This is a genomic window from Methylomonas sp. EFPC3, from assembly GCF_029643245.1.
Lineage (GTDB): Bacteria > Pseudomonadota > Gammaproteobacteria > Methylococcales > Methylomonadaceae > Methylomonas > Methylomonas koyamae_B.
In genome coordinates this window covers 2,330,060-2,355,151 of the sequence record NZ_CP116398.1, presented here as the reverse complement: position 1 = coordinate 2,355,151, position 25,092 = coordinate 2,330,060, and the positions used below count along the sequence as shown (strand labels likewise).

At 56.0% G+C, this 25,092-nt stretch carries 35 protein-coding genes and 1 riboswitch; of the genes, 19 read left to right on the top strand and 16 right to left on the bottom strand.

What is annotated here, in order from left to right; genetic code table 11:
• The first annotated feature begins 1 nt into the window (after window position 1).
• The 3 genes from PL263_RS10580 to PL263_RS10570 all read left to right on the top strand — a co-directional run bounded on the left by PL263_RS10580 (window position 2) and on the right by PL263_RS10570 (window position 3,259).
• The gene (locus PL263_RS10580) at window positions 2–1,009 is read left to right on the top strand and encodes an ABC transporter permease (RefSeq protein WP_278209400.1); all 1,008 of its coding nucleotides are present in this window, start codon (window positions 2–4) and stop codon (window positions 1,007–1,009) included.
• A 327-nt stretch (window positions 1,010–1,336) separates the two neighbouring features.
• Window positions 1,337–1,413: riboswitch (cyclic di-GMP riboswitch) on the top strand.
• A gap of 99 nt (window positions 1,414–1,512) precedes the next feature.
• On the top strand, window positions 1,513–2,607 hold the full coding sequence (locus PL263_RS10575; RefSeq protein WP_278209399.1) for a hypothetical protein: 1,095 nt from the start codon (window positions 1,513–1,515) through the stop codon (window positions 2,605–2,607).
• Window positions 2,600–3,259 (top strand): VPLPA-CTERM sorting domain-containing protein, encoded by a 660-nt coding sequence (locus tag PL263_RS10570; RefSeq protein ID WP_278209398.1) that lies wholly within the window; start codon window positions 2,600–2,602, stop codon window positions 3,257–3,259. The genes PL263_RS10575 and PL263_RS10570 overlap by 8 nt, the downstream gene beginning before the upstream one ends.
• Window positions 3,260–3,541: 282 nt before the next feature.
• Here the strand turns inward: PL263_RS10570 and PL263_RS10565 are convergent, their stop codons facing one another.
• The 8 genes from PL263_RS10565 to PL263_RS10530 form a co-directional block, all read right to left on the bottom strand.
• The gene (locus PL263_RS10565; RefSeq protein ID WP_278209397.1) at window positions 3,542–5,467 is read right to left on the bottom strand and encodes a type I restriction-modification system subunit M; all 1,926 of its coding nucleotides are present in this window, start codon (window positions 5,465–5,467) and stop codon (window positions 3,542–3,544) included.
• A 2-nt stretch (window positions 5,468–5,469) separates the two neighbouring features.
• Complete coding sequence (locus PL263_RS10560) at window positions 5,470–5,940, bottom strand: PDDEXK nuclease domain-containing protein (RefSeq protein WP_278212870.1); 471 nt, start codon at window positions 5,938–5,940, stop codon at window positions 5,470–5,472.
• Between the two features lie 90 nt (window positions 5,941–6,030).
• Window positions 6,031–6,468: a DUF1016 N-terminal domain-containing protein gene (locus tag PL263_RS10555; RefSeq protein WP_278209396.1), complete on the bottom strand. Its 438-nt coding sequence runs from the start codon at window positions 6,466–6,468 to the stop codon at window positions 6,031–6,033.
• Window positions 6,465–7,667 carry a hypothetical protein gene (locus tag PL263_RS10550; RefSeq protein ID WP_278209395.1) on the bottom strand — a complete coding sequence of 401 codons (1,203 nt, stop codon included), beginning with the start codon at window positions 7,665–7,667 and terminating at the stop codon, window positions 6,465–6,467. Before PL263_RS10550 ends, PL263_RS10555 begins: the two co-directional genes overlap by 4 nt.
• Window positions 7,664–10,084 carry a DEAD/DEAH box helicase family protein gene (locus PL263_RS10545; protein WP_278209394.1) on the bottom strand — a complete coding sequence of 807 codons (2,421 nt, stop codon included), beginning with the start codon at window positions 10,082–10,084 and terminating at the stop codon, window positions 7,664–7,666. The genes PL263_RS10550 and PL263_RS10545 overlap by 4 nt, the downstream gene beginning before the upstream one ends.
• Before the next feature lie 465 nt (window positions 10,085–10,549).
• Window positions 10,550–11,554 carry a tyrosine-type recombinase/integrase gene (locus tag PL263_RS10540; protein WP_278209393.1) on the bottom strand — a complete coding sequence of 335 codons (1,005 nt, stop codon included), beginning with the start codon at window positions 11,552–11,554 and terminating at the stop codon, window positions 10,550–10,552.
• Window positions 11,555–11,994: 440 nt separating this feature from the next.
• On the bottom strand, window positions 11,995–12,465 hold the full coding sequence (locus PL263_RS10535; protein ID WP_278209392.1) for a helix-turn-helix transcriptional regulator: 471 nt from the start codon (window positions 12,463–12,465) through the stop codon (window positions 11,995–11,997).
• Between the two features lie 14 nt (window positions 12,466–12,479).
• Complete coding sequence (locus PL263_RS10530; RefSeq protein ID WP_278209391.1) at window positions 12,480–12,869, bottom strand: helix-turn-helix transcriptional regulator; 390 nt, start codon at window positions 12,867–12,869, stop codon at window positions 12,480–12,482.
• Window positions 12,870–13,246: 377 nt separating this feature from the next.
• Here PL263_RS10530 and PL263_RS10525 point away from each other — a divergent pair, with 377 nt between their 5' ends.
• From PL263_RS10525 to PL263_RS10460, 14 genes are all read left to right on the top strand, one after another.
• Window positions 13,247–13,642, top strand: a complete 396-nt coding sequence (locus PL263_RS10525; RefSeq protein WP_278209390.1) for a hypothetical protein — start codon at window positions 13,247–13,249, stop codon at window positions 13,640–13,642.
• A gap of 9 nt (window positions 13,643–13,651) precedes the next feature.
• Window positions 13,652–14,029, top strand: coding sequence for a helix-turn-helix transcriptional regulator (locus tag PL263_RS10520; RefSeq protein WP_278209389.1), 378 nt, complete (start codon window positions 13,652–13,654; stop codon window positions 14,027–14,029).
• Window positions 14,030–14,039: 10 nt separating this feature from the next.
• Complete coding sequence (locus tag PL263_RS10515; protein ID WP_278209388.1) at window positions 14,040–14,423, top strand: hypothetical protein; 384 nt, start codon at window positions 14,040–14,042, stop codon at window positions 14,421–14,423.
• 9 nt (window positions 14,424–14,432) lie between these two features.
• Window positions 14,433–14,708: a hypothetical protein gene (locus PL263_RS10510; RefSeq protein ID WP_278209387.1), complete on the top strand. Its 276-nt coding sequence runs from the start codon at window positions 14,433–14,435 to the stop codon at window positions 14,706–14,708.
• Between the two features lie 3 nt (window positions 14,709–14,711).
• Window positions 14,712–14,990 carry a hypothetical protein gene (locus PL263_RS10505; protein WP_278209386.1) on the top strand — a complete coding sequence of 93 codons (279 nt, stop codon included), beginning with the start codon at window positions 14,712–14,714 and terminating at the stop codon, window positions 14,988–14,990.
• Between the two features lie 60 nt (window positions 14,991–15,050).
• Window positions 15,051–15,392 carry a hypothetical protein gene (locus PL263_RS10500; protein ID WP_278209385.1) on the top strand — a complete coding sequence of 114 codons (342 nt, stop codon included), beginning with the start codon at window positions 15,051–15,053 and terminating at the stop codon, window positions 15,390–15,392.
• Window positions 15,393–15,397: 5 nt separating this feature from the next.
• The gene (locus PL263_RS10495; RefSeq protein WP_278209384.1) at window positions 15,398–15,913 is read left to right on the top strand and encodes a DUF5420 family protein; all 516 of its coding nucleotides are present in this window, start codon (window positions 15,398–15,400) and stop codon (window positions 15,911–15,913) included.
• A 7-nt stretch (window positions 15,914–15,920) separates the two neighbouring features.
• Window positions 15,921–16,100 carry a hypothetical protein gene (locus PL263_RS10490; RefSeq protein WP_278209383.1) on the top strand — a complete coding sequence of 60 codons (180 nt, stop codon included), beginning with the start codon at window positions 15,921–15,923 and terminating at the stop codon, window positions 16,098–16,100.
• On the top strand, window positions 16,090–18,750 hold the full coding sequence (locus tag PL263_RS10485) for a toprim domain-containing protein (RefSeq protein ID WP_278209382.1): 2,661 nt from the start codon (window positions 16,090–16,092) through the stop codon (window positions 18,748–18,750). The genes PL263_RS10490 and PL263_RS10485 overlap by 11 nt, the downstream gene beginning before the upstream one ends.
• Before the next feature lie 275 nt (window positions 18,751–19,025).
• Window positions 19,026–19,592, top strand: coding sequence for a hypothetical protein (locus PL263_RS10480; protein ID WP_278209381.1), 567 nt, complete (start codon window positions 19,026–19,028; stop codon window positions 19,590–19,592).
• Between the two features lie 3 nt (window positions 19,593–19,595).
• Entirely contained in the window at window positions 19,596–19,820 is a 225-nt protein-coding gene (locus PL263_RS10475; protein ID WP_278209380.1) for a hypothetical protein, read from the top strand.
• Between the two features lie 7 nt (window positions 19,821–19,827).
• Entirely contained in the window at window positions 19,828–20,055 is a 228-nt protein-coding gene (locus PL263_RS10470; RefSeq protein ID WP_278209379.1) for a hypothetical protein, read from the top strand.
• A gap of 2 nt (window positions 20,056–20,057) precedes the next feature.
• A complete protein-coding gene (locus PL263_RS10465; RefSeq protein WP_278209378.1) occupies window positions 20,058–20,345 on the top strand; it encodes a hypothetical protein in 288 nt (95 codons plus the stop codon).
• The gene (locus tag PL263_RS10460; RefSeq protein WP_278209377.1) at window positions 20,345–20,482 is read left to right on the top strand and encodes a hypothetical protein; all 138 of its coding nucleotides are present in this window, start codon (window positions 20,345–20,347) and stop codon (window positions 20,480–20,482) included. The genes PL263_RS10465 and PL263_RS10460 overlap by 1 nt, the downstream gene beginning before the upstream one ends.
• On the opposite strand, the gene PL263_RS10455 is transcribed toward PL263_RS10460, so the two are convergent.
• The 3 genes from PL263_RS10455 to PL263_RS10445 are packed head-to-tail and all read right to left on the bottom strand — an operon-like array spanning window position 20,476 to window position 21,855.
• Window positions 20,476–20,730, bottom strand: a complete 255-nt coding sequence (locus PL263_RS10455; protein WP_278209376.1) for an ogr/Delta-like zinc finger family protein — start codon at window positions 20,728–20,730, stop codon at window positions 20,476–20,478. The two genes, PL263_RS10460 and PL263_RS10455, sit on opposite strands and share 7 nt — an antisense overlap.
• Window positions 20,731–20,779: 49 nt before the next feature.
• Window positions 20,780–21,076, bottom strand: coding sequence for a hypothetical protein (locus tag PL263_RS10450; protein WP_278209375.1), 297 nt, complete (start codon window positions 21,074–21,076; stop codon window positions 20,780–20,782).
• Window positions 21,077–21,099: 23 nt separating this feature from the next.
• Window positions 21,100–21,855: a hypothetical protein gene (locus tag PL263_RS10445; RefSeq protein ID WP_278209374.1), complete on the bottom strand. Its 756-nt coding sequence runs from the start codon at window positions 21,853–21,855 to the stop codon at window positions 21,100–21,102.
• Window positions 21,856–22,037: 182 nt separating this feature from the next.
• On the opposite strand from PL263_RS10445, the gene PL263_RS10440 reads away from it, so the two are divergent.
• Window positions 22,038–22,616 carry a BRO family protein gene (locus PL263_RS10440; protein WP_278209373.1) on the top strand — a complete coding sequence of 193 codons (579 nt, stop codon included), beginning with the start codon at window positions 22,038–22,040 and terminating at the stop codon, window positions 22,614–22,616.
• Window positions 22,613–22,852, top strand: a complete 240-nt coding sequence (locus PL263_RS10435) for a hypothetical protein (protein ID WP_278209372.1) — start codon at window positions 22,613–22,615, stop codon at window positions 22,850–22,852. Before PL263_RS10440 ends, PL263_RS10435 begins: the two co-directional genes overlap by 4 nt.
• Here the strand turns inward: PL263_RS10435 and PL263_RS10430 are convergent.
• From PL263_RS10430 to PL263_RS10410, 5 genes are read right to left on the bottom strand one after another with little or no spacing between them, the layout of a single operon-like run.
• Window positions 22,839–23,081 (bottom strand): hypothetical protein, encoded by a 243-nt coding sequence (locus tag PL263_RS10430; protein ID WP_278209371.1) that lies wholly within the window; start codon window positions 23,079–23,081, stop codon window positions 22,839–22,841. The two genes, PL263_RS10435 and PL263_RS10430, sit on opposite strands and share 14 nt — an antisense overlap.
• Window positions 23,057–23,230, bottom strand: coding sequence for a hypothetical protein (locus PL263_RS10425; RefSeq protein WP_278209370.1), 174 nt, complete (start codon window positions 23,228–23,230; stop codon window positions 23,057–23,059). Before PL263_RS10425 ends, PL263_RS10430 begins: the two co-directional genes overlap by 25 nt.
• Window positions 23,227–23,547 carry a hypothetical protein gene (locus PL263_RS10420; RefSeq protein ID WP_278209369.1) on the bottom strand — a complete coding sequence of 107 codons (321 nt, stop codon included), beginning with the start codon at window positions 23,545–23,547 and terminating at the stop codon, window positions 23,227–23,229. Before PL263_RS10420 ends, PL263_RS10425 begins: the two co-directional genes overlap by 4 nt.
• Window position 23,548: 1 nt before the next feature.
• Window positions 23,549–24,574 carry a phage portal protein gene (locus PL263_RS10415; protein WP_278209368.1) on the bottom strand — a complete coding sequence of 342 codons (1,026 nt, stop codon included), beginning with the start codon at window positions 24,572–24,574 and terminating at the stop codon, window positions 23,549–23,551.
• A gap of 9 nt (window positions 24,575–24,583) precedes the next feature.
• Window positions 24,584–25,090, bottom strand: a complete 507-nt coding sequence (locus PL263_RS10410; protein WP_278209367.1) for a lysozyme — start codon at window positions 25,088–25,090, stop codon at window positions 24,584–24,586.
• Window positions 25,091–25,092: the final 2 nt, after the last annotated feature.

Sequence of the window (25,092 nt, the reverse complement as noted above, 5' to 3'; positions counted from 1 at the left end):
GATGAAGTATTTTTTGGCATTGCTAACAGCCCGCAATATCGAATTGATCCGCGACAAAGCCACCTGGGTCTGGAATTTCGTGTTTCCGGTGGTGTTGATCGTCGGCATCGCGGCGATATTCAACGACAAGGATACCGCGCTGTTTAAAGTGGGCGTGGTCGGCGAGGCAAGTCCGCAAATCAGCGCATTCAAGACCACCCAATATTTGCAGTTCATCGACTACCCCGAGCTGGATAAGGCGCTAGCCAAACTGCAGCACCATCAGTTGGATATGGTGGTCCGGGGTGGCTCGGAAGACGGTTACTGGATCAACGACAGTGCCGCGCAAGGCTACCTGTTGGAAAAAATCCTATTGGCCGGCGATCAAACTACGACCTGGAAAAAGCAAGTGGTTTCCGGGCGGCAGGTGCGCTACCTCGACTGGGTTTTGCCCGGCATTCTAGCCATCAACATCATGCACAGCAGTCTGTTCGGCGTCGGTTTCACCATCGTCAGATACCGTAAAAACGGCGTGCTTAAACGCTTGAAAGCCTCGCCGGTCAACGCCTTCGAATTCCTGTCGGCGCAAGTCGCCAGCCGGTTGGCGATGTTGATGCTGGCGATTGTGCTGCAATTTGTGGCGATGCACGCCTTGTTCGATTTTTTAGTCCAGGGTGCTTTTGCGCTGTTGGCGCTGATTGCGGTACTCGGTTCGGTAACCCTGATCAGCCTCGGCTTGTTGATGGCGAGCAGGACCAGCAGCGAAGAATTGGCCTTGGGTATCCTGAACCTGCTGACCTTGCCGATGATTTTGCTGTCCGGGGTCTGGTTTTCATTGGAAGGCGCGCCGACGCTGTTGCAGAACCTGACGCTGATTTTTCCGCTGACCCACATGCTGCAAGCCGCGCGCGCCGTGATGATAGACGGTGCCGGATTAAGCGATATTGCGCCGGCGTTATTGACGCTGTCGGCAATGACACTGCTGTTTCTGACCAGCGCTGCGCTGCGCTTCAGATGGGTGGAAGAGTAGCACCCGGATTCGCGTCAGTTCCGGCGGCGACGCGGGATTTCACGCGGCGATTGCGTGAGATAACTTAGTTTTCGAGGGCCGGCGCCGGATTCGCCGTGCCAAGCCTTGTTATTCAAGGCGAATCAGATTTGGCCTAGTGTTTGCTCGTCGCTAATTGACTCGAAAACCCGACTTTAATCTGCCTTCGCGGCCTTTCCGTTGCAGCGTCGCTACGCCGCAACTCCGCCTGCGTTTTGTGAGGAGACCGTCGGGAGCTCGAGTTATTGGAAGGAATTGCTGGAAGCTCAGGCAGTAATCGTTCGCGGAAGCAGCGATGCCGCAAGGATTGCGGCGCAACGCCACACCCGCCGCGAGGCGGAGCCGGAAAGCCACGGGTCTTGGAACAAGACGGCCGGGTTACCGGCGGGCAAGGTTTGCCGATAGACACGGCGTCGGCCGCGTCGATTTACAAACTTGGAACCCGCCGCATAACTTAACCATCGATAAATCTACAAGGAAAAACCATGTATCTATTTAAAAAACATAGCCACAAATTGGCCTCGGCCGGCGTTCTGGCAATCGGTCTATTCGGCGGACTGTTGACAACAACCGATGCCAACGCGGCTCTTGTTAGCGGCGTGGCGAATTTAACAATCGACAATTCCGCCTTTACTTCGGCTATACCGGGTGCCGAAGGTTGGTATATCGCTAATTTTTGGGATAAAAACCATAACGCCACGCCGATCACTCTGGATACAACCGGAGGCGTCGCGCTGAGCCAGACCGGAACCTTTAGCGTGTCGTTGGCGGTCAATAGCAATACCTCGACCATCAACTACGGGGCCGCTCGCAAGCAACAAGCCACGACGATGGACGCCGGCAACACCGCGGCCGGGCAAATCGGCTTGAGCGGCGCTTTCCGGATGGAGCCGGCGGCTGGTGGCACCTATCTGAATCCCGCCGATTTCTTTTTGAAAAAAACCGCCGGTCAATGGGACATCTTCACCTACAGCAACGGCTTTGGCCAACCGGCACTGTTCCGTTTGGTCAATGCCTCGGAATCGGTTAACGCCAACGGCGAGTTATCGCTGAGCGGCGACGTGTATTTCACGGCTCAATCCTTTTCCTGGAACTTGCTGTTGAATGGTAGCCAGTCGGTCAAGCTGGGCACTTTCAGCCTGACGCCATCGGCAGTACCGGTACCGGCGGCCGTTTGGCTATTCGGCAGCGGATTATTGGGGCTATTGGGTTCAGCGCGCGGAAAAAATCAGATTGTCCGCCTAAGCCGCCAGCCGGCACCGTCGTCGATCTGCCCGGCAATATCGGCGGTGCCGAGCCAATTTATCCCAGCCGCCAGTTACACCGGTTCAAACCCGGCGTCGGATCTAGCGCCGAGCGTTGAACGCTTCCGCCAGCAATGGCGCGGCCGCCTGGGATTTTCAGTTAGGGCCGGTATTGGAATCACCTCTAAAACAAGGAAACAAAATGAAATCTTTAAACGTTGTCGCGATCGCCGCATCGCTGCTCGCGACATCCGCGCACGCCGCCACCGTGGCCGGCGGTTCGTTGATTCTCAACCTGGACCGGAACGCGTTCGCTGCCGGAATCGACTTGGATAACACGCCGGCGCCGTCGATTTATGTAGAAGAGTATTTCGACGCTTCGGCGGCTTCGAAAACATTTGCCCAGTTGCGCGACTCCAACACGCCGGTCGATCTCACGAACTATGCGGCGAACGAAATCTCCGCAATCGGTCTTGAGTTCACCGTGAACGGCGCAAGCGTCGCACCCAATCCGACCAATCGGCACAACAGCCCGACGACTTTTAGCTTCGATCCCAATAACATCGCCGCCACCGCGACCGGAAACATCGGCTTGGCCGGCGGGATGCGTTATCGAGTCGATGTCGATCCACCGACCAACAGAGTCTTAATGGCCGATATGATCCTGGCATACAACCCGGCGGAGCAGCAAAAAACGCCGGAAAGTTCGGCGTGGGTGATCTATAACCAAGTCGGTTTTTCCGCCGTCGCTTTCGAATTGTTCGACGTGACAACGCAGTTAACCGGCAATGTTCTCACCTTGAACGGCAGTTTGGGGTATGGTTGGGGCTTCGACCATCTGGGTGCCGAAGTCGCTAGAGCCGCCAACGCCCGTATCGGCACCTTCAGTTTTCAAACCACGGTAGTCCCGCTGCCTGCCGCGGTCTGGATGTTCCTGAGCGGCGCACTCGGATTGGGCGCGGCCGGCTATCGGAAAAAAGCCGCTTGATGCGGATGTCGATAAACGAACGGCTGGGTTATTCCGAGTCGTTCATCGACGTTGTTACGGCCTGAGCGTAGCCATCGCCGCCATGTCGTGCCGTCGGTTGGCCGTCGGGCTGCAGCATCCGGGCAGTGTCGGTTTTCCTGAGATACTGTGAGACATAAAAACCCGCGAAGCTAGACCCTTCGCCGGATTTGATACATATTGGGTATTTCCGGTACTACACCGAGGACTGCTCGATGATGCCCGCGGCCCACTTGCGGAACTGTAAGCCCGCTTTGATTTTTTTCACGCTTGCGCTTCCGGTGCGGCCATCAGCTGATTTAACCGAGCCAGAGCATCCGCCACGATCCTTCCTTGCGCCGCGATGCTTTCAATGATTTCACCCGGCGTACGGTCATCAATCACTGCCACCGCGTTGGGGTTGACGGCTTTCAGGTCGAACACCGCCGCGTCGATGGCTGCAGCCTCGGCCTCAAGATCGCGAGCCGCTTTTTCCTGCTCGCGAATATCCGTTTCCAATGTCTCGATCTGTTTCGCGTCGGCTTTGGCTTTCTTCAGTTGCTTGAGGCGTTCTTTCAGATCCACCACAGTTGCCTTGATGCCAGCAGCCTTGTCCTGCAACGGCTGCATTTCCTCGCGCGCCTTGGCGCGGCGGGCGGTGAAATCCACCGTCCAGGAATAGCGGCTGGCACCCTCGGCTTGGCCGTGGTGTTGCAGCATGCGGGCGTAGCTGGGGAAAGGCTTGCCTGCGTTTTCTTCATCGGCCAGCCAGTCGGTAGTGAGGATAGCGGGCAAGGCATCATCCGCCAGTATTTCGCCATCCTTGCCAAAGCCGAAGTGCGCCAGCGTCAGCGGGGTTTTCTTGCCCACCTTGACCCACGACAGATCGTAATACCAGATGCGTTCGGTCTTCTTGCCCTTGGTGAAAAACAGCAGGTTAGTCTTCACGCCCGCACCTGCGGTGGAAAAAACACCGCCCGGCAGACTGACGATGGCCCACAGATCGCACTCATCGGTGAGCTTGCGCTTGGTTTCCACGAAGGCGCTTTCGTTGGTGCGGAACAGCAAGCCTTCATCCAGCACGATGGCGCAGGTGCCACCCGGCGCCAGTTCGGACAGGATGTCCTGCACGAACAGCACTTGGGTGGCGCCCGTTTCAAATGCAAAATTCTTCTGCGCGTCGCGCCCCTCTTTACCGCCGAACGGCGGATTGGTCAGGATCACATCGAACTGCGCGGGCGCATGGCGGAACAATTCGGCGTAAGTGGCGCGGCGCGTCAGCGAATTGCCATGCCACAGATTGGGCTGGTCAATGCCATGCAGCACCAGATTGGCCAGCGCAATGGGGAAGACCAGATTTTCCTTTTCCCGCCCGAAAAACGTATCGTGCTTGAGCTTCTCTATGTCGGTAGACGCGGGAATTTTGCCCAGTTTGCGCTCGACATGCTCATACGCCACGGCGAGAAAGCCACCTGTGCCGCAGCAGGGGTCGTACACCGTTTTACCCAGCGATGGATTCACGGTGTGCACCATGGCACGAATCACCTCGCGCGGGGTAAAGAACTGGCCGCCGTCGGAATTTTTCTCGCCCATCTTCAGCAGCAAATCTTCGTACACCTGCGACAGCGTGAAGAAGTGCTGGTCGTCGATGTGATCGATACTGATTTCATGCACCCGGTCGAGGATGTCGCGCAGGTTGGCTTCGTCATCCACGCGCACCCGCTCCACCGCCGTCATGATGCGGCCAATGATGCGCTGCTTCGGGCTGGCTGCCGGGTTGGGCAGATTGGTGCGCGGGTCCACATCCAGTGCGTGCAGATGCGGTAACAGTTCTTTGTTGATGAAGTCGAACAGCCTGCCGTCCCCGGCAGCGAACAGCTCCTGCCGCTTCCAGCCTTGGACTTTGCCATCGGATATCTTGGGGTGACCGGCCTTGTCAGACCAGGGCGCGGCCCAGTCCTGCCAGCGGTAGGGGCTGCGCAGCGCGGGCGAAAAATCGTTGCCCGATACCTCAGCCTGTTCCGCTTCGCGCGCTTCCTGCGCATCGAGAATCCGCAGAAACAAAATCCAGGTCAGCTCTGGCACGTATTGCAGCGCACTGGCGCAGTTGGAGCGGCGCATCACATCACAGATGCTTTTTACAAAGGCCGAAAGCGACTGAGTGGAGGCAATGGCCTTGGGGGCTTTATCGTTTCTTTTGGGGCGGGCCATATTCAGTCTTCACTCTCGTTCAAGGCTTGGATGTTTTGCAGATAAAACTCATGCAGCTTGGCGCGCAGCAAGGCTTTGTCCGTCAATTGGGTTTGGTATTCGGCGATCAGCGCTGGCGATGAACTGCGGCTCAGCGCATACTCCACCACCTCGTCGTCTTTGCTGGCACACAGCAGCACACCGATAGCCGGGTTTTCATGTGATTTTTTGACATCCCGATCCAGCGCTTCCAAATAAAAAATCAGCTTACCCAGGTATTCCGGCTCGAAGCGACCCACCTTCAGTTCAATAGCCACCAGGCTGTTCAGCCCACGGTGAAAGAACAACAAGTCCAGTGCAAAGTCACGCCCGCCGACCCGCACGGGATATTCACTGTCCACAAAGCAAAAATCACGTCCCAGCTCAATCAAAAAATCCTTCAGCCGCTGCAGCAAACCACGGTGCAGGTCGATTTCGGCATGATCCTGGGGCAAGGTCAAGAAAATCCAGCAAATAGTTGTCTTTAAACAGGCTGGTTGCCTCGGGGTGTGTTTGTCTCACCAGTGGTGAGACTTTTGCCGGGCTTAACACCCTGCGCTCGAACAGCGCCGCTTTGAACTGACGCTCCAGTTTTCCTGCACCGCCAGCCGCAGGTAAAACTCGCGTTCCTCGGGGCGTTGGCTCTGACTGAGGATGATGAGGTGGTGCGTCCACGGCAATTGTGTCACCAGTGGTGACACTAATTCATGGTCGGCGTAAGCCTCATAAAACTGCTTCATACGAAACAGGTTTCGGCGGGTAAATCCACGCAGCCCCGGCTGGGTTTGGGCCAGATACCGCGCCAGCTGCTCCACCACGCCATCACCCCAATCCGACGCAGCAATCTTGCGGCTGATGCGTTCGCCCACCGACCAATACAGCTCGATCAGCGTGGTGTTGACGGCCTGCACCGCACGCTGTTTGGCCTGGGCTATCAGGTGGGCGATGTCGGCGAAATCGGCAGATTGCGGAGTGAGGCTCATGCGATGGGTGCTCCACTTTGAAAAGCTTGGGCGAGGATGCGCTGCGGCAAAGCGTCCAAATCGCGTAGTTGTTGCTCCAGCGCGGCGCGCAGGGCATCGGCTTCCGCCAGTTGTTGTTTCAGAGCGGTGACGATGCGGCGTTGATCGTTAATTGAAATATCGGGGACCTCTATGCCACCAATAACATCTTGATTGATGGTCAGCTGGCCCGCAGATGTCGAAGCTGCTTCTTCGATTCGAGTCCTAGCTGAAGGGGCTTCTACACAAAAACGCACATACTCAGGATCAATGCCCGGCTTGAGGCAAACCCGGATTAAATGATCGTTGAAGATCGTGTCGGCTGGCAGGTTAGAGCCAACCACGCAGCAGCGGCCTACGATATGGCGAGCACCGTTGACACGAATGAAAAGCAAATCGTTTGTTTGCAGGCGATAAGTATGAGCCTCCTTTAGGGAAACCGCGCCACATCTCGGATTACAGAGATCGATGATTCCACTAGATACATCTGCAATGCGCAACACTATCGGCCCTGTCTCTCCTTCACCTGGGCGTTTCCCAAAGCCATTGCGATAGGACATAACCCACTTACCCAGCACCTTGTGCGGCCCATCGGCCAAGGCATCGAAAGTCTGCTTCAGCAGACGTTGGCGCAGCAAGCCCGCATCCCGCAACTGCACCTGCACCGCCTGCCGCGCGGTGTCCACTTCGGCCAATTGGGCTTTCAGGCGGGTGGCGATTTGTCGTTGTTGGGTAATGCTGACGTCGGGAATCAATAGCTGCTCTAGCCGAACCTGAGGCAGATGCGCAATCGTTGTCTTTGCGTTCTGATCCTCAAAAACACCGGTACTGGCTTGATGCCGAATCCATAAGCTGATGAACTCCGAATCTGCCTTGTCTTCGTGCGGCCTGACGCGGTGTAATGCCTTCTGGTAGTAGCAGTCTGAGACTTCGTTTCTCCACACCGCACAACGCCCTGGCTCGCCACCTTCGCAAACCAGCAAATCACCAAAGCGCAGTTCAAATTTCTTTCGTTCGGCTTCGGAGAAATCCATCTGCGCCAAATCTGAAAGATCAAGGCGCCCCCATTGGACGTTCGTATTGCGCAGGTAGCGGAAGTAACTGCTGCCAGTTTTCGCTTTGGGTGAAAGCATTTTCCCGAGCTGCACATCGGCGACTCTGGCCAGAGGAACAAATCTCATGCCCCAAACAACCTCATCTTCGCGTCCTGCATCACCTGCGTCGGCGCACCCAAGGCACGCAGCGCGTTAATCCCGCCCGCCAGCTTGATCTCCGGCACCTCCCACAGCGCGCTGCTTTCCAGCGCCTCGGTGCCGTCCAGCGCGAACTGATGCCCCAGGCCCTTGAGCACGGTGGCCGGTTGGGTGTCCATGTCGGCAAACCACGCGGCATTGACGCTCAGGTATTCCGCGCCACGCTGCGGCCGGGTCAGCGCTCTAGCGTGGTAGCCATGCTTGCCGAAGAAGTCGTAGAGGTCGAAGTCGTTCATCTGCTCGGCATCGCGGATCAGCTCGGGGCTGAGGTGGTCGCCCAGCAGGTGGGCGATCAGCTGACGGCGCTTTTTGGCTTCCACCCACAAGGCGCGGAAGTCGTCGAGGTTGTGGGCTTCCGAGAGCACGCGGGCCATCATCTCATGCCGGTATTCATCCACCGGAATCGGCGTGGCGACGCCGCCCCGGTTGCCGAGGATGAAACGACCTTGTGCGTTGATGATGACTCTTTGTCCACCCATCACCGGGACGACCGGGCTGTCGTCATCGCCACCGTCGTCATCGCCGCCGCCGGTTCCGCCGCTACTGTCGCCACCGCCTGGCCGAGGCGGGTTGGTGATGAAGTCCACGCCAAACAGGTCGGTGACGCCGGTGTAGTCGTAGAGCCAGAATTTATATTTCTGGGTTTCTTCGTGGATGCGGGTGCCGCGCCCCACCATCTGATAAAACTTGATCGCCGATTGCAAATAGCGGAAGAACACCACGGCGTTGAGGCGTTCGATGTCCACCCCGGCTTCCAGCAGATCGACGGTGCAGGCAATGAAGGCGCGCTCGCCGCTACCGCGCATGATCTCGATCTTGTCCGCGCCGCCCGCCGCCGTGCATTTGAAGGCGTAGTCGTCCTTGCGGGGTTTGTTTTGCTCTTTGCACCAGCGGGCGTAGAGGTTGTTCATCTGCATGGCTACGCGGTCGGCGTGCAGGTCGCGGGTGCAGAAGATAATGACCTTTTGCTCCGGCCCGCCGTTGTCGCACAAGAGCTGGAACAGGTCTTCACACATCTTGGGCGTGCGCAGGTCGATGAAGAGTTCGTCGTCGAAGTCCTTGCCGGTGTATTCGGCTTTGGTCAGGTCTGCTTCGGTGAGCGGTTTGCCGGTTTTGATGTCGCGCGCGCCGGAGCTGATGATTTCCTCGCGGGTGAACACGCGAGCATCGATGTCGGCCTTGCGCTTGATGATTTCGCAGGCGGCAAGATAGCCGTCCTCCTGCGCTTGCGCCAGCGTGTATTCGTACACCGGTTCGCCAAAGTATTGGATGTTGTGCGCGGTGATGGCATCGTCTGCGGCGATGGCGGTTTCCACGTCCTTGGATTTCTTGTCGTGTTTGGGTGGTTTCAGCTTGCGCGGCGTGGCGGTGAGGCCGATATGGATGGCGTTGGGGTTGCGGGTGAGCACCTGCGACCACTTACCCCAAGCCGAGCGGTGACATTCGTCGATGATGATGACGCTGAAGGCGTCATGGCCGTAGTGGTCGGTGAGAAAGCTGCCATTGCCGTCCTCGTCGATGCCGAGCGTATGATAGGTAGCGATGTGGATGCGCGCATTGGCGGCGGCGTTCTGGCCGCGCACGGTTTCCACAATGCGCGCGTTGCCGCCAAAAGCGGCTTTGAGCTTGGTGTAAGCCTGTTCGCGTAGTTCGTCGCGGTCGCACAGAAACAACGCGGGTTTGGGCAACAACCCTGCTTGCGCCATACGCCACAGCAGGTTGGTGGCAATGATGGTTTTGCCCGCGCCGGTCGCCAGCGTGAGTAGTACGCGCGCTGGGTTGCCCGCTTGTCGCTCCAAAATGATTTTTTCAAAGGCCGTGCGGATGGCTGCATCTTGGTAATAGCGACTGGCCGACCAGGCCGGGCTGTCGGCCTGAAACAGCAGGGCAGCTTCAGGCGAATTCAGATCGATGCCCTTGTCCTTGGCGTAGCGCGTGCACAGGTCCGGGTGTGGCGGGAAGTCGATGAGCGGATGTGGGCCAGTCTGGATGCCGCTGGGTTTGTCGTAGTCGCCATACAGATGGCCGTTGCTGGCGAACACATACTGCACGTCAAAGCGGGAGCAGTCCGCGTAGCCTTTGGCTTGCTCCATACCTTTGAGCGGGTCTTCGCTTTCGCGTTTGGCTTCCAGCACCGCGACCGGTAGCGGCTTGGGCATATCGCCCACCTGCACGCACAGTAAATAATCTGTTCTACCGCCGCGTTTGCTGCGTCGTCCCTTCGGTCCGGTCGGCTCCACCGGCGCCGGGGTTTCCAGACGGATGCGCTGAGGGTCGTCATAACCCTTCTTGCGCAATATTGGATCAATAAGATGGAATCGGGTTTCTTCTTCGTTGAATGCCACAGTCACGCCCCTTGTCCTTGATCTTTGTGTTCACGCTCGCCACTGGCTTGCCCATTCATCGACTGCGGACCGCCGAAATTTCCGCAGCCGCCAGACACGATGCGCGGGCAGGTATTTGCGTCCGCGCTCAGCAGGTATAAGCAGAGCCGGCAACGAGCGTTGAAAATCTACCAGTTAGTTGCATCAGTGCCGATTCCCCTGAACACAGATGCCCGGAACCCGAGTGGTGCGGGGATTTCAGGCAAAAAAAAGGCCCGGAGATTATCCGAGCCCTTGTATTTGGTGGAGGTGGGGGGAATTGAAAACGCCGCCTGACTTTCCACAAAAAAACAAGGCTTTATTTTTCATATACTTACAAAAACACGCCGGCTCAAAATTGGCGGTAGCTGGCGGTTTTTGGCGGTTGCGACCGCCACTTGCCCGCCAGACATTACCCGCCATGACTAACAACACATTGTACCCCAATCACGGAATCGAACCCACGTCCGCCATCGGGTTCAGCCGCACAGCATCCTGCAAATGATCCGGACACAAATGCGCGTAACGCATCGTCATCTCGATATTGGCATGGCCGAGAATCTTCTGCAGCGACACAATACTGCCGCCCTTCATCACAAAATGGCTGGCGAACGAATGCCGCAGAATATGGCTACACTGCCCGCGCGGCAGATCCAGATCAGTCCTGGCCACAGCCCGCCGAAACGAACCGATACAGTTGGTAAACAGCCTATCGTCCGGATTCTTATAGCCGGCAAACTTCATCAACTCCGCGTAAAACCAGGGATCCAGCGGAATCGTCCGCGTCCGCTTACCCTTGGTAAACTCATACGTCACCCGGCCGGAATGCAACTGCTTAAACCGCAACTGCTCTGCCTCGCCCCACCTGGCGCCCGTGCGCAGACACAACTGCGCCACATACCACGTCGAAGCGTTATCGCAGCCCGATTGAATCGCCTCGAGCAACGTCACAATCTGATCCGTCGACAAATACGACAACTGCCGCTCCTGTATCTTGATGAAATCCACCTCACCGATCGGATTCTCGTAATCGATCACCCGCAACTTGCGCAACTTGTTATAAAGCGACGACAAATAGCCGTGATGATTGTTCGCTGTCTTCTGAGACAACCCAGCCCGCAACCTAGCCGCCCGATATTTGACAAACTCCTCCGCCGTCAGCCGGCTCGCCACCGGATTTTTCAGCGCCGTCGCCAGATCCAGCAAACAACGCCGCCGCTTCTCGCCGTCCGCCAGATTCAGCCCGTGATACTCGAACCACAACTCCACCAGCTCCTTTAAAGAGCGGCTGTCGGCATTGGCATTGATCTTGGTCGCATACCGGGCCAGATACTCCCGCTCAAACGCTTCCGCCTCCGCTTTCGAAGCAAAACTCGACTTCCTGACCCTCGGAATCCCCTTTCGATCGATCTCGACGCCCCATTTACCGTTTTTATATTGTTTAACAGTCACTTAACACACTCACGCGCATGCGCACGCACACATAGGCGCCGGCAGCTTTCAAAATTTGGAAAGGCCTTCGGAAATCCATTACCAACATGACCAACTGAGTTGCAAATTAAAATAAACTAACCAAAACAAATGGATAGACACAAAAAACAGGTCATGTAATTTCATTACTTTCGCATTACCAAGCCATTACCGGTAATGAAATTCGGTCATGCTTTGGTAATGGCATTCAACCGCTATACAAAAACCTCTGAAAGCCAGACACGGCGCGGCCTGCGGCCAATCGCGCAAAAAAGCCGGTAATGCCGAGTAATGGCTTGGTAATGCCGTGAAAACGCGCAAAAAACTAGCGCAACGTATTGATATAAAAAGAAATAAAAACCACACAAGCGCGCTCGGTCATGCCGGTAATGGATTTCCGAAGGCCTTTCCTGAAAAATCTTTCAGCCGGCCGCCTCATGGGCCACCAGGGACAGCTCGCCGGCGCCGAATTTTTCCGCCACCAACGGCTGCGCCAGCCGGTACAAATCCAGATAGGAATAGTCCACCCCCGGCGTAGCGCCGGACTGCCGCAACGATTCTTCCGCGCAGCGCGCCGCCAGCCACCAAAAATCCTGCACCGTTGATAGATCCACCGTCTCGAAAAACGGCAACAGCGCCCCCGGCGCCGGTGCCGACTCGCCGCCGGCAAACATCGCCCCGCGCCCCATCACCAACCAATCGATACTGACGCCGAACTGTTCAGCCAACGCCCGCAACAACCGACCGCCCAACGGCTGATCGCCCCAGATGCAATTGTTGATCGTCCGCGCCGCGATCCCGGTTTTGGTTTCCAGCGAAGCCGGCGTCTCGCCCAACTCAGCCAGCAAGGACTGCAAGCGCACGATTTCCGGAGATTTACGATTCCTACTCATCAGACATACCTCTATTACGCCGATCGCGCCGGCGATTCCGTTTCAGTCTCGGCCTCCTTTGAGGCCAGTAGCGCCAATCGCCTGATAGCGCGCTTGTCCTCCTCCGAGCAATGCTCGTAATTCTCGAGAAGCTTTTCCTTTTCCGGAGTAAGTGCATAACCGGCCGCCTGCTCAGCCACAAACGATTGACCGGTAGCGATGAAATGCAAGTTCGCGCCAGCACTGGCGAATGCGAACAAAACTTCTCCTCCCGGTATCGCATCGCCGCGTTCGTATTTTCCCCACATTTCCCGGCTCACCCCGCACAGCTTGCCGGCCGTGGCCTGATTCAAACCCAGTCGTTTTGCCTCCGCGCGCAGCCGCGCCCCAAAAAGCGAACTTTTATTATCTTCTTCACTTGACATAGAGAAGTTTTGTTCTCATAATTTACCCAACATCTACCCGAAACAAACCCGAACATGACCCAACACGCAAGTATAGACAAAAGTTCACTTTCTGCCCGTAAGAAATTGCGTACACGGAAGCAAGCCAAAGCCTACCTACGGCGTAATGGTTTATCCGTCCCAGCGTTCGCAAAACTCCACGGATTCAAGGAAAAGGCCGTCCGTCGTGTGCTGTCAGGAGAGTTGCAAGGCAACTACGGAGACAGTCACGCCATAGCCGTTGCGCTAGGCATAAAACAACCCGATCCGGAAGTAACAACTTCGTTACCCGGCGCTAATTAGACGCGAACAATCGTTCGCACGAAATGGGCTAATCAGCCCGAAGTGAGGAGACCGCCATGCAAACACAAGACAAAGAACATAACGCTGCCACTGCGAAATTTATTCAACAAATCGCTGAATACGAATTAGAACGCACCCTTCGTATAGATGCCGGCGTTCCGGCATTGCACCGACTGGTAAAAGTCGCAAAAGGCGATACTGGACAAGCGGAAACCGTTCGTGCCTTCCTGCTCGGTCTATACAACGGCTACAACTTCCCATTTAACCTGGTTTCTCTGCGGTCGATCGATAAAGAGCTATTCGACGACTGCATCGACGTACTAGCGCTGGATGCCAGAGCCACCCAAAAAGAAATCCACCTATACATAGACCATCCGCATCCAGATACCGGTAGCAAACTGTTTAAGCAATGGGCCAGGCAAGCCATTGATCAAATAAACAACTCGCATTAATCCGCCGACATGAAACTCCACGTCCAACTGCTGCAACGCGGCCCCATGACCCCACGGCAGGCCGCCGTACTCTGCCGGCTTTGCACCGGCATGACCCGCCAGCAGATCGCCGACGAAACCTGCCGCTCATACGGCTGCGTCAGCAAACAAGTGGAAGCCATCGCCGAAAAACTCGGCGCCCACAGCGCCGCGGAAATCGTCGCCAAAGCCGTAGCCAATCAGTTAGTGCAAATCACTATCAAAACCTGGCTTTTGCTCTGCTTCTGCACCTGCTGCCTGGGCGACCAACTTAACACCGACCTGCGCCGACCGCCGCACTGCCCGCGGCCGCCGCTCAGCCGCTGCCATACCCGCAACCAAACCCCGCGCTTTCAACGCGACACTTGAGGAGACCGCCATGCAACTTGCCACCCATGCCGACCAAAGCGCCGCCGCGCTCGCCGTCACCAGCACCGTCGCCAAACTGGCAGAAGTGTGCCTGCGCGCCGACGAATATTTAACCGCCAACGCCCCGCGCTACCTGAAGCACGACCGCCAAAAACTGATCGATCTAGGCATGGTCGCGCTGATGGAATACGAAGACGAACTCTTCAACTGGACCCACCTGCGCTTGATCCTGATCGAGCGCCTGGGCGTCTACGAAACCGGCAGCCTGCCCTGGTTCATCGACATCGACCGCAGCACCGACCGCGTGCTGACCGTCCGCCACGAAAACGGCAAACAACAACTGCAATTCGAAATCGGCCAACTGCTCCTGGCCGCCTTGATCCACACCAGATAGGAGAACGCCATGACCGCCGTCGCCCATATCCCCATCAGGACCAGAAGCGTGCAAGCCCGCCACCCAAAACCGCTGAAACTGACCGTCAAAAGTCAAAACTACGTCGAATTTGTCGAACAGCGCGTCTGCAACCGCGAACGCCGCATCGGCCAACTGGAAACCGAAGTGGAAAACCTGAAAGACGATCGCCGCGCCTGGCAATGCGCCGCCGGCTGCCTGTTCGCCACCCTGGCCATAGTGCTGTACCAGTGGCTGGTGGTCTGCAACGGCCAAGCGCCGGGTTAAGCCATGCCGACCAAGGTCGAACGCTACCAGCCGATGATCAGCCCGACTTCGCTCGACGAAGATACCCAACGCCAGTTGTGGTACGGCCTGCAATCGCTCGATCCCGGCGTGGCGGCCTTGATTAAAGACGAAAACAACCCATTCAACGCCGACAAACGCGCCTTTTCCGCCACCATCGTGTTTCCGCGCGACCGGGCGAGAGAGTACGTGCGCGAAGGGCGGCGGATTCTTGAGGAGAGAGCCCGTGTCAGACAAAACGATCAAGTATTACAAGACCAATAACCCGGCAACGCGGGAAGCCTGGAGAGCTTCCGAAGCCGAAGATGCTGCATTCATTGAGCAATGCAGGTCACAGATACTAGGCTGTGGACTAAGCCGGATAAGTACGGCATCCAAAGACCGCGCGGAATATCAACGGCGAAGAAGGATATCCGTGCGGAGCTTACCGCGTTACTCGATGAGTACACTTCGCGACTTCCAACGCTTTCGCCGGACTTAGATCCGGTCTTAAAAACCATCGGCTTGTGTTGGTCTGATTTCTTTTTCAGGGGTAATTTGAAAATTCTAGCGGAAGGCGAGTTTTTCTATTGCGCGACCGATCTACCTGTCTCTGACCACATGATCGAAATCCTCGCGAGCGAATTCGAAGCGGCTGCAGCCGCCAAACCTGTTAAGCCGGAGTAATACCGATGCCAGAAATTAAATATTTTATTGCCGAAGGCGAAAAGGCCGATCGGGTTGCTAATCAGGGACTCGAGTTTGCCAACCAGAAACGAAAAGACCGTCAGGAATATCTAACGGAAATGGGCGCCGATGCATTTTATGAACGTGAAAGGTCAGCGCCTACCGGTTTGGCATTCGCCGGTGCCGATGGCTCGGAAAAAAAAGGCTTTAAAAAGCCATTTCAAGTTGAACACGAAAGTCATAAATATTGGGTTTACCAGCCAAATCGCCAAACTACGATTGGCAAACAGATATCTGCACGCTTGAAGAAATTAGCCACATTCAATTTCTCGAATTACGCAGTTACTGAGTTTTCAGTGAATGTTCATAAATTTGACGCTGGTCGATTGTATTTTTCTGTCGCCGGTTTTTATAAAAGCACCCTGGTATTCAAAATCCCGTTCGGCGACGACCCGGTAACTATTCCTCCCGATTTTCGCGAAATCAAAAAAAGCGAATTTATCGCATTGACCGAGGAGTAACCCCACCATGTGCCACCTACCGCTCAGCAACAAAGGCTGGCTCCGGCAACTGCGCCCTAACGTCAGGCCGAAAGCAATCCGCCGCTTCGAAACCTTGGTCCATCATCACCAATCCGGCCGTCCGGAATGCTTAACCCAAGCGCGCTTTACGGCGTTTAAGGAAATGGGCTTTTGCGATGTGGAATGAAATAAACCACCAAATCGTCCAGCGCCTGCAACGCCCGCCGTTCAACGCCAAGTTGCGTGGCGATCACCTGCGTGAAGGCGTCTGCCCATCATGCGGCAAAAAAGAGTTGTGGACCTGGGTCGCATCGCCTGCAGTTGTTTTGTGCAGCCGTTCAGACAAATGCGGTTTTAGTATGGCCAGCAAAGACCTGTTCCCGGACCTGTTCGCCAACCTCAACAAAAAATACCAACCCACGCCGGAAAACCCGACTGCCACCGCCGACGCCTACCTGGGCCTGGTCCGCGGCTTCGACGTTGGCAAACTCAAAGGCTGGTATGAACAGGGCAAATACTGGCACCCGCACGCCGACAAAGGCACGGCCACCGTCCGCTTTTGGTTGGATGCGGAAAAGACAGTCATGTGGGAGCGCCTGATCGACGACGTGACGATCAGCCACGAAAACGGCGACAAGGAAACCCGCAATAAAAACTTCAAAGGCCAGTTCAAAGGCCTGTGGTGGCAGCCGCCCGGCATGACCATCGAAGCGGACGACCGCGTCTATCTGTGCGAAGGCATCCTGGATGCCATTGCCCTATATCTGAACGGGTACAAAGCCTGTGCCATCATGTCCAGCGGCACCTATCCGGACAAAGCCATCGAACCGCACCTGGGCAAGGGCGTGAAATGGACCTTTGCCCTGGACAACGACAAAGCCGGCCGCAAAGCCCTGCACAAACATGCCAAACGCCTGCGCGACCAAGGCGAGAAAGTCTCCGCCGCGCTGAGCAGCGAAACCGACGAAAAAGCCGACTGGAACGATCTGCACCGGCTGAAAAAACTCACCGAGGACGACATTGCCCACTATGCCTACCTGGGCAAAGTGGAACTGGCGCCCAACTACATCAAGCGCGCCCAGGTCATGTGGGAACACGACCCGCGCAAAACCTATTTCGTGTACACCTTCGGCAACACCACATATTCGTTCAAGATCGACCCCAACGAATACGAAAAAGCCGTCGCCAAGGAACACGACCACGATCCGTTGACCGCCGAAGACCGCGCCTTTACCCATGCCGCCGCGATCAAACCCATCGCCACCTTCCGCATGGATTTTTTGTACTTTCAACAACCGGAGAATGGCGAAGATGGCCAATACTTTTTCCGCTTCAACTTCCAGAACCAGGCACCTGAAATACAACTCCCGTTCCCGGGTAAAACTTTCGGCGCGGCAGGCGACTTTAAAAAAGCGGCGATGCAAAAAGCGCCGGGTGCTCAATTTACCGGCACGGGTCCTGATCTGGATTACCTCTACAAGAACTGGATGGGGAAAATCCCGAAAATTGTTACCACGTTGGATTACGTTGGCTACGACCGCGCCACTAAGGCCTACGTGTTTCCCGATTATGCCGTTCAGGGCGGGAAAATACTGAAGGTCAACAAAGAGAGCTTCTTCCAGCTCAAACAAGGCGGCATCAAAACCACCGTCGACATCAAACAAAAACTCACCGAAAAACAGCCGGTCGATTGGTTGAAGGATTACCAAACCGCCTTCGGTATCCGCGGCTTGGTCGTGCTGGCCTGGTGGTTCGGCTGCCTATTTGTGGAACAAGTCCGCGACCAGCACCGCTCTTATCCCTTCCTGGAAGTGGTCGGCGAGGCCGGTTCCGGTAAATCCGACATGGTCGATTTTTTGTGGAAACTGCTGGGCCGCGAAGGCGAGTCCTTCAACCCCAACAGCTCTACCCTGGCCGGCCGCACCCGCAAAATGGCGGAAGTCTCCAACCTGCCGGTGGTATTCAACGAAACCGATAACGAACAACTGGCCGAGGACCGACATCAAAAGCGTTTCAACTGGGACGAACAAAAAGACCTGTTCGACGGCGAGTTTGGCCGCGTCACCGGCCAAAAAACCCAAGACAACAGCACCCGCAAGCCCACCTTTAAAAGCGGCTTGATGATCGTGCAAAACGTGCCGGTGGTAGCGTCCGAAGCGATCATGACCCGGATTTGCCACTTAACCTTCGACCGCTCGCATCACTCGCTGGAAGGTAAATACGCCTCGGACCGGCTGAACCTGCTGAATGTGGAAGACGTATCCGGCTTTCTGCTGCACAGCGTCAGCAAAGCGGAAGCGGTGATGAAGCAATTCAACGAATCGTTCAAAGCCCACCGTGTCGCCCTGCAGCAAGATCCCAAGATCAAACTGCAACGCATCGTCGAGAACCACGCCAAGATCATGGCTTTTGCCGACTGCCTGCGCCTGGCCGTACCGATCAGCGACGCCGCCATCGGCAGCGTCCACAAAACCCTGATCGACATGGCGCAAACCCGCCAGGAATCGTTGAACGAAGATCACCCCATCGTCCAGCAGTTCTGGGCCATCTTCGACTACCTGAACAGCCGCCCGCGTCCGTCCGATCTGCCGGACGACATACCGGACGTGGCATCCGGCCGCGACCTGCTCAACCACAGCCACCAGCCGGACCGGGAAATCAGCGTCAACCTGGAACACTTCCGCCGCGCCTGCGTAGACATGAAACAAGAAACCATCGACAGCAAAGACCTGCGCCGCTGGCTACCCACCAGCCGCAAACGCGAATTCCTCGGCACCGGCAGCGTCAAGAGCCGGATCGAGAGCCGGAACGTTTGGTGCTGGCGGTTTAAGCATTGATTTTTAATTAGGAGGATAAATGTACGAATTTTTTATGGTTTGGTGCGAAAACGGATGTTCACCTACGTTCAAACACTCAACTATTGAATCAGCCAAGCAAGAAGCCGAGCGATTAACCAGAAAACACGGCGGAGAATTTCACGTACTTAAATCGATAGCGACTGTGAAACGAACAGATGTGACCTGGATCGATCACGAAACTGATGACCTGCCGTTTTAAATCGTAGGGTACGCACCGCGTACCACACAAAAACCAAAACTTGAGGAGAAACAAAATGAAAGCAACAGATTTTTGTGGCATTGCCGACATAGCCGACTGCGTTAGAGATGCGATTGATTTAACGCTGGATGAAATACACCTCGCCAAAATTGATGAAGCCGAACGCGCCTTAAAACAATCGATTAGACATACTGAAATATTGCTGGATAGATTGAGAAGCGTCCGAAAACCTACAAAAGCGTTTTCCAACAGAGCCGACCGCCAAGCCGCCATCCTGCAATGGGCCAACGCCACCTTCGGAAAACGAACCGCTTCCGTCACGGCAGAACGCATCGCCCGCTTTATGGAAGAAGCGATCGAACTGGCCCAGGCGACGCACATGTTTCCAGAAGACATCAAAGAGTTGGTGGATCACGTCTACACCAAGCCTGCCGGCGACGTCGCCCAGGAAATCGGCCAAGTCGGCGTGGCATTGCTGGCCCTGGCAGAACACCTGCAAGTCAACGCCGACGCCGAAGAGCGCAACGAGTTAGAGCGCATCACCTCATTGCCGAAGGAACACTGGCAAGCCCGACAAAACGCCAAAGCCGCCAAAGGCCTGGCCTTGGAAACGACGGAGTAAGCCGTGACCTGGCGCCAAACCGTTGCACCGATCATTGCCGACGTCATTCGTGCCGTCGGCACAGATGATCCTACGAAACTGCGTAAAGCCTTGGCAGATGCATATCCCTTCGGCGAACGGAAATATCACCCATACAAAGTCTGGCGCGATGAAATCAAGCGTCAATTAGGCCGTCCGTTAAACGCTACCAAGCCGAAAACGGACGGCATTCAAACATCGATTTTTTGAGGTAACCATGAGCAACAAACCCCTAAAAACCGGCGACTACATCATCCACTACTTCAACCGCTACGGCGCCCGCCTGAAAGACCTGGAGCAATCCGCGGCCAACCTGGGCATGGCGCAGGATATCGGCAACGCCAGGCTGTTCGATCCGGCCGCCATCAAGGACAAAGACGAAAACCACTACCTGCCGACCTCGTTCGTAGTGGATCGCCGCGTGTATAACTCGTTGGATAAATAGCCATGAAAAACTGCGACTGTACCAGCCTTTGCGGCGACGATCCGGATATCATCAGAAAAAACGCCAGGCCTTGCTCCGGCTTTGTCCGCTTTCATCCAGACCTGTGCCGCGATAAACGGCTAGTACCGGAAGAAGAATTGATCCCGGTCTATCAAGACATCGCCAACCGCAAACTGAAAGAAGCGGAAAAGGCCTGGCACGACTACTGCACTTTACTGCCTGTCGGCGATCAGCGCACGGCAGCATTCGAAGTGTTTGAAAATATCAGGAATGCCGGGCGGGTATTTTGATGATGAACGCCCACGTCGAACTGTTTTACCGGCTGCTGTGGCTGCAAGCCCAGGCCCGGCGGCAGTTTTTTGCGCAGTTACATTGGTACACCTTGGCGATGAAAGAAAGCGATCCGGATTGGTCGCCGTATCAATGAAACAAATCGCCCTGCAGCAATTCCTGCCGCTGAGCCTTGGTCAACGATCCGATGATGTGCGCCGCCAGGCGCTGGGTGCTGGTGAGGGGTGGGTTAAGGTAGCGGGAAAAGCCCAGCGTCATCACAAACGACGCCCCGCAAGCTTGGGTATTCATGCACTGGCAATACAGATCGGCCACTGTGGTGGTGATCTCGTTGCGCGAGGTGATTCTGGCCTTAGACAAGCAATGCGGACACTGAACTTTCACGCCAAAACCTCCTCAAGTTTTGGCGATATTATAGCATTTACACCTAGATTCAGGTGTTTAGGCCTTTTACCTGATCCAGTTCCAACTGAATTTGTTTAACGGCAATTTCCAGCAGTTGTGGAAATTTATCGATATAGAATCTCGGTTCAGTCTTGAACTCATGCATGGTTTTTCTATTAACACCAAATTCAAGATAATCCGGGACTATTTCCTTGAACTGCTTTTCTTCGCCCGATCCGGTAGTAGACAGGTAACTGATTTCACGCATGACACCGGTATTTACCAATGCCTTTCCAATGCTGGACGGATTGAGCGACAGATCGTAATGCGCGCATAAATCTTTCAAAGACCGTGCCTCACGCCTAATTGTCATGGCTTTATTATTTGCGGATGATCGTCGGCAAACTTCATGATTTGATTCAATCCATCGGAAAAGGCGCTAAATCTAAAATAACGGCCATCCTTGAACCAAACATGAAACTGATGGTGGTTGCTTTTGATGTACTGCATATAGGCGGCTTGGTCTGCGTAGCCTTTGCTGGTTTCCGTGGTATCGTCTTTCGATCTTGGGTAAATACCTAAATATTCATCGTTGGTATTGATAAGCCAGCCGTTTTCCCACAGTGGAATCACGCTTTTACTGACCAGCCAGCGAAAATTTTTAACTGATTCCGGTTCTTCACCGCTAACGAACTGCGGCTGAAAGGGGAGAATGTCAGTGATATGTTTCAGTTCTAAGATGCGTTCGCTATCGCTGGTGTAATTGTAGGCAATCAGCTTGCCTTTATCGTTGAAGCGCAAAGGGCGAATAACGCCGGCAATGATTTTGCCGCCTTTATGATCGTAATTGATTTTCATCAAATGCCCGGCACCGATAGCCTTTTGATAAGGCGCTCGTTCGTTCATGCCAACCTCCTCAAATCGGCAGTAAAAACAGCCTAACACTGTAGCAAGGCGGCGCAACAATTTCACCACACAAAAAGGGTGAAAAAGCCCAGTTTTTACACCTGTTTTTAGGTGTAAAATCCCTCCGTCAAATGCTTGTTGACAAACGGTTTTTCCGGGCCTAATCTGAAATAGCACTGGCAAAATCCAGTGCCTGGGATTGGTCTCCCGGAAAGTCATGGCGCACAACCGCCTTACCAGCGGTTTTTTTGTGCGCAGCGTTCGGCCCTTCGTTATGTCGGGCTGGGCAGGCAGCCGCAAGGCTGGCCGGGTCGTGACTCCGGTAGACCAACCTGTTCAGCCCGGCACCCATGCTTGGTCTCATGGTTGTCGGTTTTAAACCAATAGTCACGGAGACAATCATGTCTGAATTCAAAACTCTGGCAAACGGTTTCGCGTTTGCCGATCAATTCGTAGGAACCGCCGTCGACGAGAACGGCGACGTCTGGTTTAGCGCAAAAGATGTCTGCTTAGCTCTCGAAATTTCGTGGTGCGGCGGCTCAAAAACGCTGGGCAACATGCCTCAAACATGGGTTATGGTCGGCTATCAACCGACCATAAAAGGCGACCGAGAAGCCATATTCATCAACGAAGCCGGCGTCTACAAACTCATCTTCCGCTCCAACAAACCCAAAGCCGAAGCCTTCGCCAACTGGGTCTGCGAAGAGGTGTTGCCGCAACTGCGCAAAAACGGCTTCTTCGGCAGCATCGACGCCAGGGAACGCCTGGCGTATTCCAAGCAAATCGTCGACGTTACCACCCGCCTGACCGAAACCAAGGACGCGATGCTGTTCAAACTGCTGGCCGCCGAGCTGCGCGACCTGTGCAACCTGGTCGGCCGCAAAATGCCGGATCTGCAACTGCTGGGCAAGGATTACAAACAGCTCGACCTGTTCAGCAACGCCGGCCAAGCCGCGTTAACTGTAGGAGCCGAGTCATGAGCGCCACACTCGCCGGCCTGAAAAGCCAAATCATGGACCGCATGGAAGCGATGGAAAGCGAAATCATTGCCCTGCGCTGCGTCACCGGCCTGCTCAACGGCCAAACGCCGGGCGCCAATGCGATAGAGCTTTCGGAACTGTCCTACATCATTGACCCGATCATCGAGCGGGAAAAGGCGATATTGGACGAGGTGCGGGAGATGTTTAAGGAGGTTGGCTTTACTAAAGCCGGCTAATCGAGCGGGCGGGCGCGGTTGCCGCGTCCGCCCACCGCTCCGCCGGCAAATACCATTGATGCGGTACCGGCAGCATGCGGCAGTCGACGCGGGTAAATTGCGGCATCGGCCGCGGCCCTTGGCAGCCGGTTTTTACCGGCGCTTGCGGACAGCCGCTGGCGGCCGCCATTAGCACCAATCCGGCCGCCAGCCGCCGTGCCGCCGTCACCGCCAGCAACCCAACCGCCACTCGAACACGCCGGCCAACTGCCGCCGGGCCGAGATACAGCGGCCGCCGACGTGGCCGATAACGATGCCGCTCAGGTGGATCGCTTCCATCGCCAGGCAAATGCAGACGGCCACGATCGCGGCGCTGCCGCTGAATAGCAACTGTTTCATAACACCATCTCCCAATACACCAGCGGCCCATCCTCGCGCAGAATGCGGCCGGGATACGGCGGCGCGGCGTCCTTGATGCGCCAGCAATAGAGTCGACGAACGGCGTAATCGGCTACCAACTGCCGGCGTAGTTCGCGCAGATCGGCGCGGGTGATGGGGTTATCCGGACACGCTAGATCGGCGCTGATTTGCGCTTCGCTGCGACCGATGAAATCGAGCGTGCAGACCAGGTTAAATGGATCGGCGTCGGCGTAGTGCAGCTTGTCGGCATAGCGCCGCACCACCGCTTGCTTCACTTCGATATGCACCTCGCCCATGTCAGGCGGCCTGTTTCCAGTCCGGCTCGCGGAACTGCACGGCCGGCACGCCCAGCATTTCGTTCAATGCTAAAAACACCTGCTGCATCGCCGTCACTTCCATCTCGTAGTACACCCGCATCGACTTCTCCAGGTCGCCGAAGCCGCCGACGTTGGCCGGCAGCGCCGGGACCAACCCGGGGTAGCAGCGGTGCATGATCAGCATTTCCTCTTGGGTCACGTCCTTGATGGCCTGGTATTCGTCCTTGCTGCCGAACTGGCCGACCGGAATGACTTGCACCGGCTCTTTGTTGCTTGATCGCGGGATATTCAAATACAAGCTGCGGAAGTTGCCGGGGCCTTTGGATTCCCGCACCTTTTTCTCGATCTGCTCGGCGGTTTCCGGGTCCAGGCCGGCGTCGGTCGTCACCAGGATGTAGCCCATGTGGGCGCCGTTTAAAAAGAACTTGCGGCGGAATAGCGTGGAATCCTCGGACAGCAGCACCGACTGGATCCCGCCCAGGTATTGCGGCACGCCGTAGATGCCTTGTTTGACGTCGTATTCCTTCAGTTGCAGAACTTCGCCGGGCCTAAACTCGAGGTAATTTTGCGTGGCGTAGCCTGGGTCGGCGGTACTGCGCAATTTCACAAACACGGCCGGGTCTTTGGTCGCGCGCATGCTGATCGCCGGCTGCCAGCCGATGCGCACCAATTTGCCGAGTCGATTGAAGAACAGTTGCGGGTAGGCGTTGCCGAATACCGCGTAATCCAGCGCCAGCCGGCGCAAGCTCACGGTATCCAGCAGCGGCCTGCGCACAAACCACTTGGCCACCATATTGGCCTTAAAGTGCAGGATCGGGCCGTGGTAGGCGTTGGCGTTCATCAAATCCGCCAGTCCGGTCAAATCCACCGGCGGCCGGTAATAAGCGCCGCCGATGTCCAGGAACACGCCCAGGTAATCGGTCAGCCGGTTGGACAATACCGGCTCCGGGTCGCCGAATGAAAATGCCAGCGACCTGCCGCTTTTGGTTTCGAGTGTTTCCGACATGGCCGCCCCTTACCAGCGTTTATAAATGCCGCGTTGGTACACGTCCAGCTCGCAGCGGCGGCGGTTGATCAGGCCGTTACTGATGCGGCCCTGGGATTTGTTCCAGGCCTTCCAGGCTTTTTCCAGGGTCGGGAATTTGGTCACGGCGCGCGGATCGTTGACCATTTTCACCACGCTGGAGTCGGCGAAGTTGGTCCTGCCGATGTTGTACGCCAGCATCACCAGCGCATCGAACTGCTGTGGTTGCAGCGGTACGCGGATATTGCGGCGGACGCTGGCGACGAACGGCGCCAGGTCTGCTTCGAACAGGGCGACGGCGCTGTCGGTGTCGATGCCGTGGCGGTAACGCTCCCATTCGTCGATCCGGATCAAATGGCCATAGCCGATGGTCGCGCCCTGGCACCATTCCCGAATCTCTTTGCCGGTCTGGTCGTCGTAGGGTTTCAAGCGCAGGATTTCGATGCCGCACAGCAATTGGCGGCCGGCATCGCTGAGGGTGAGGTGGTCGTTGATCATGT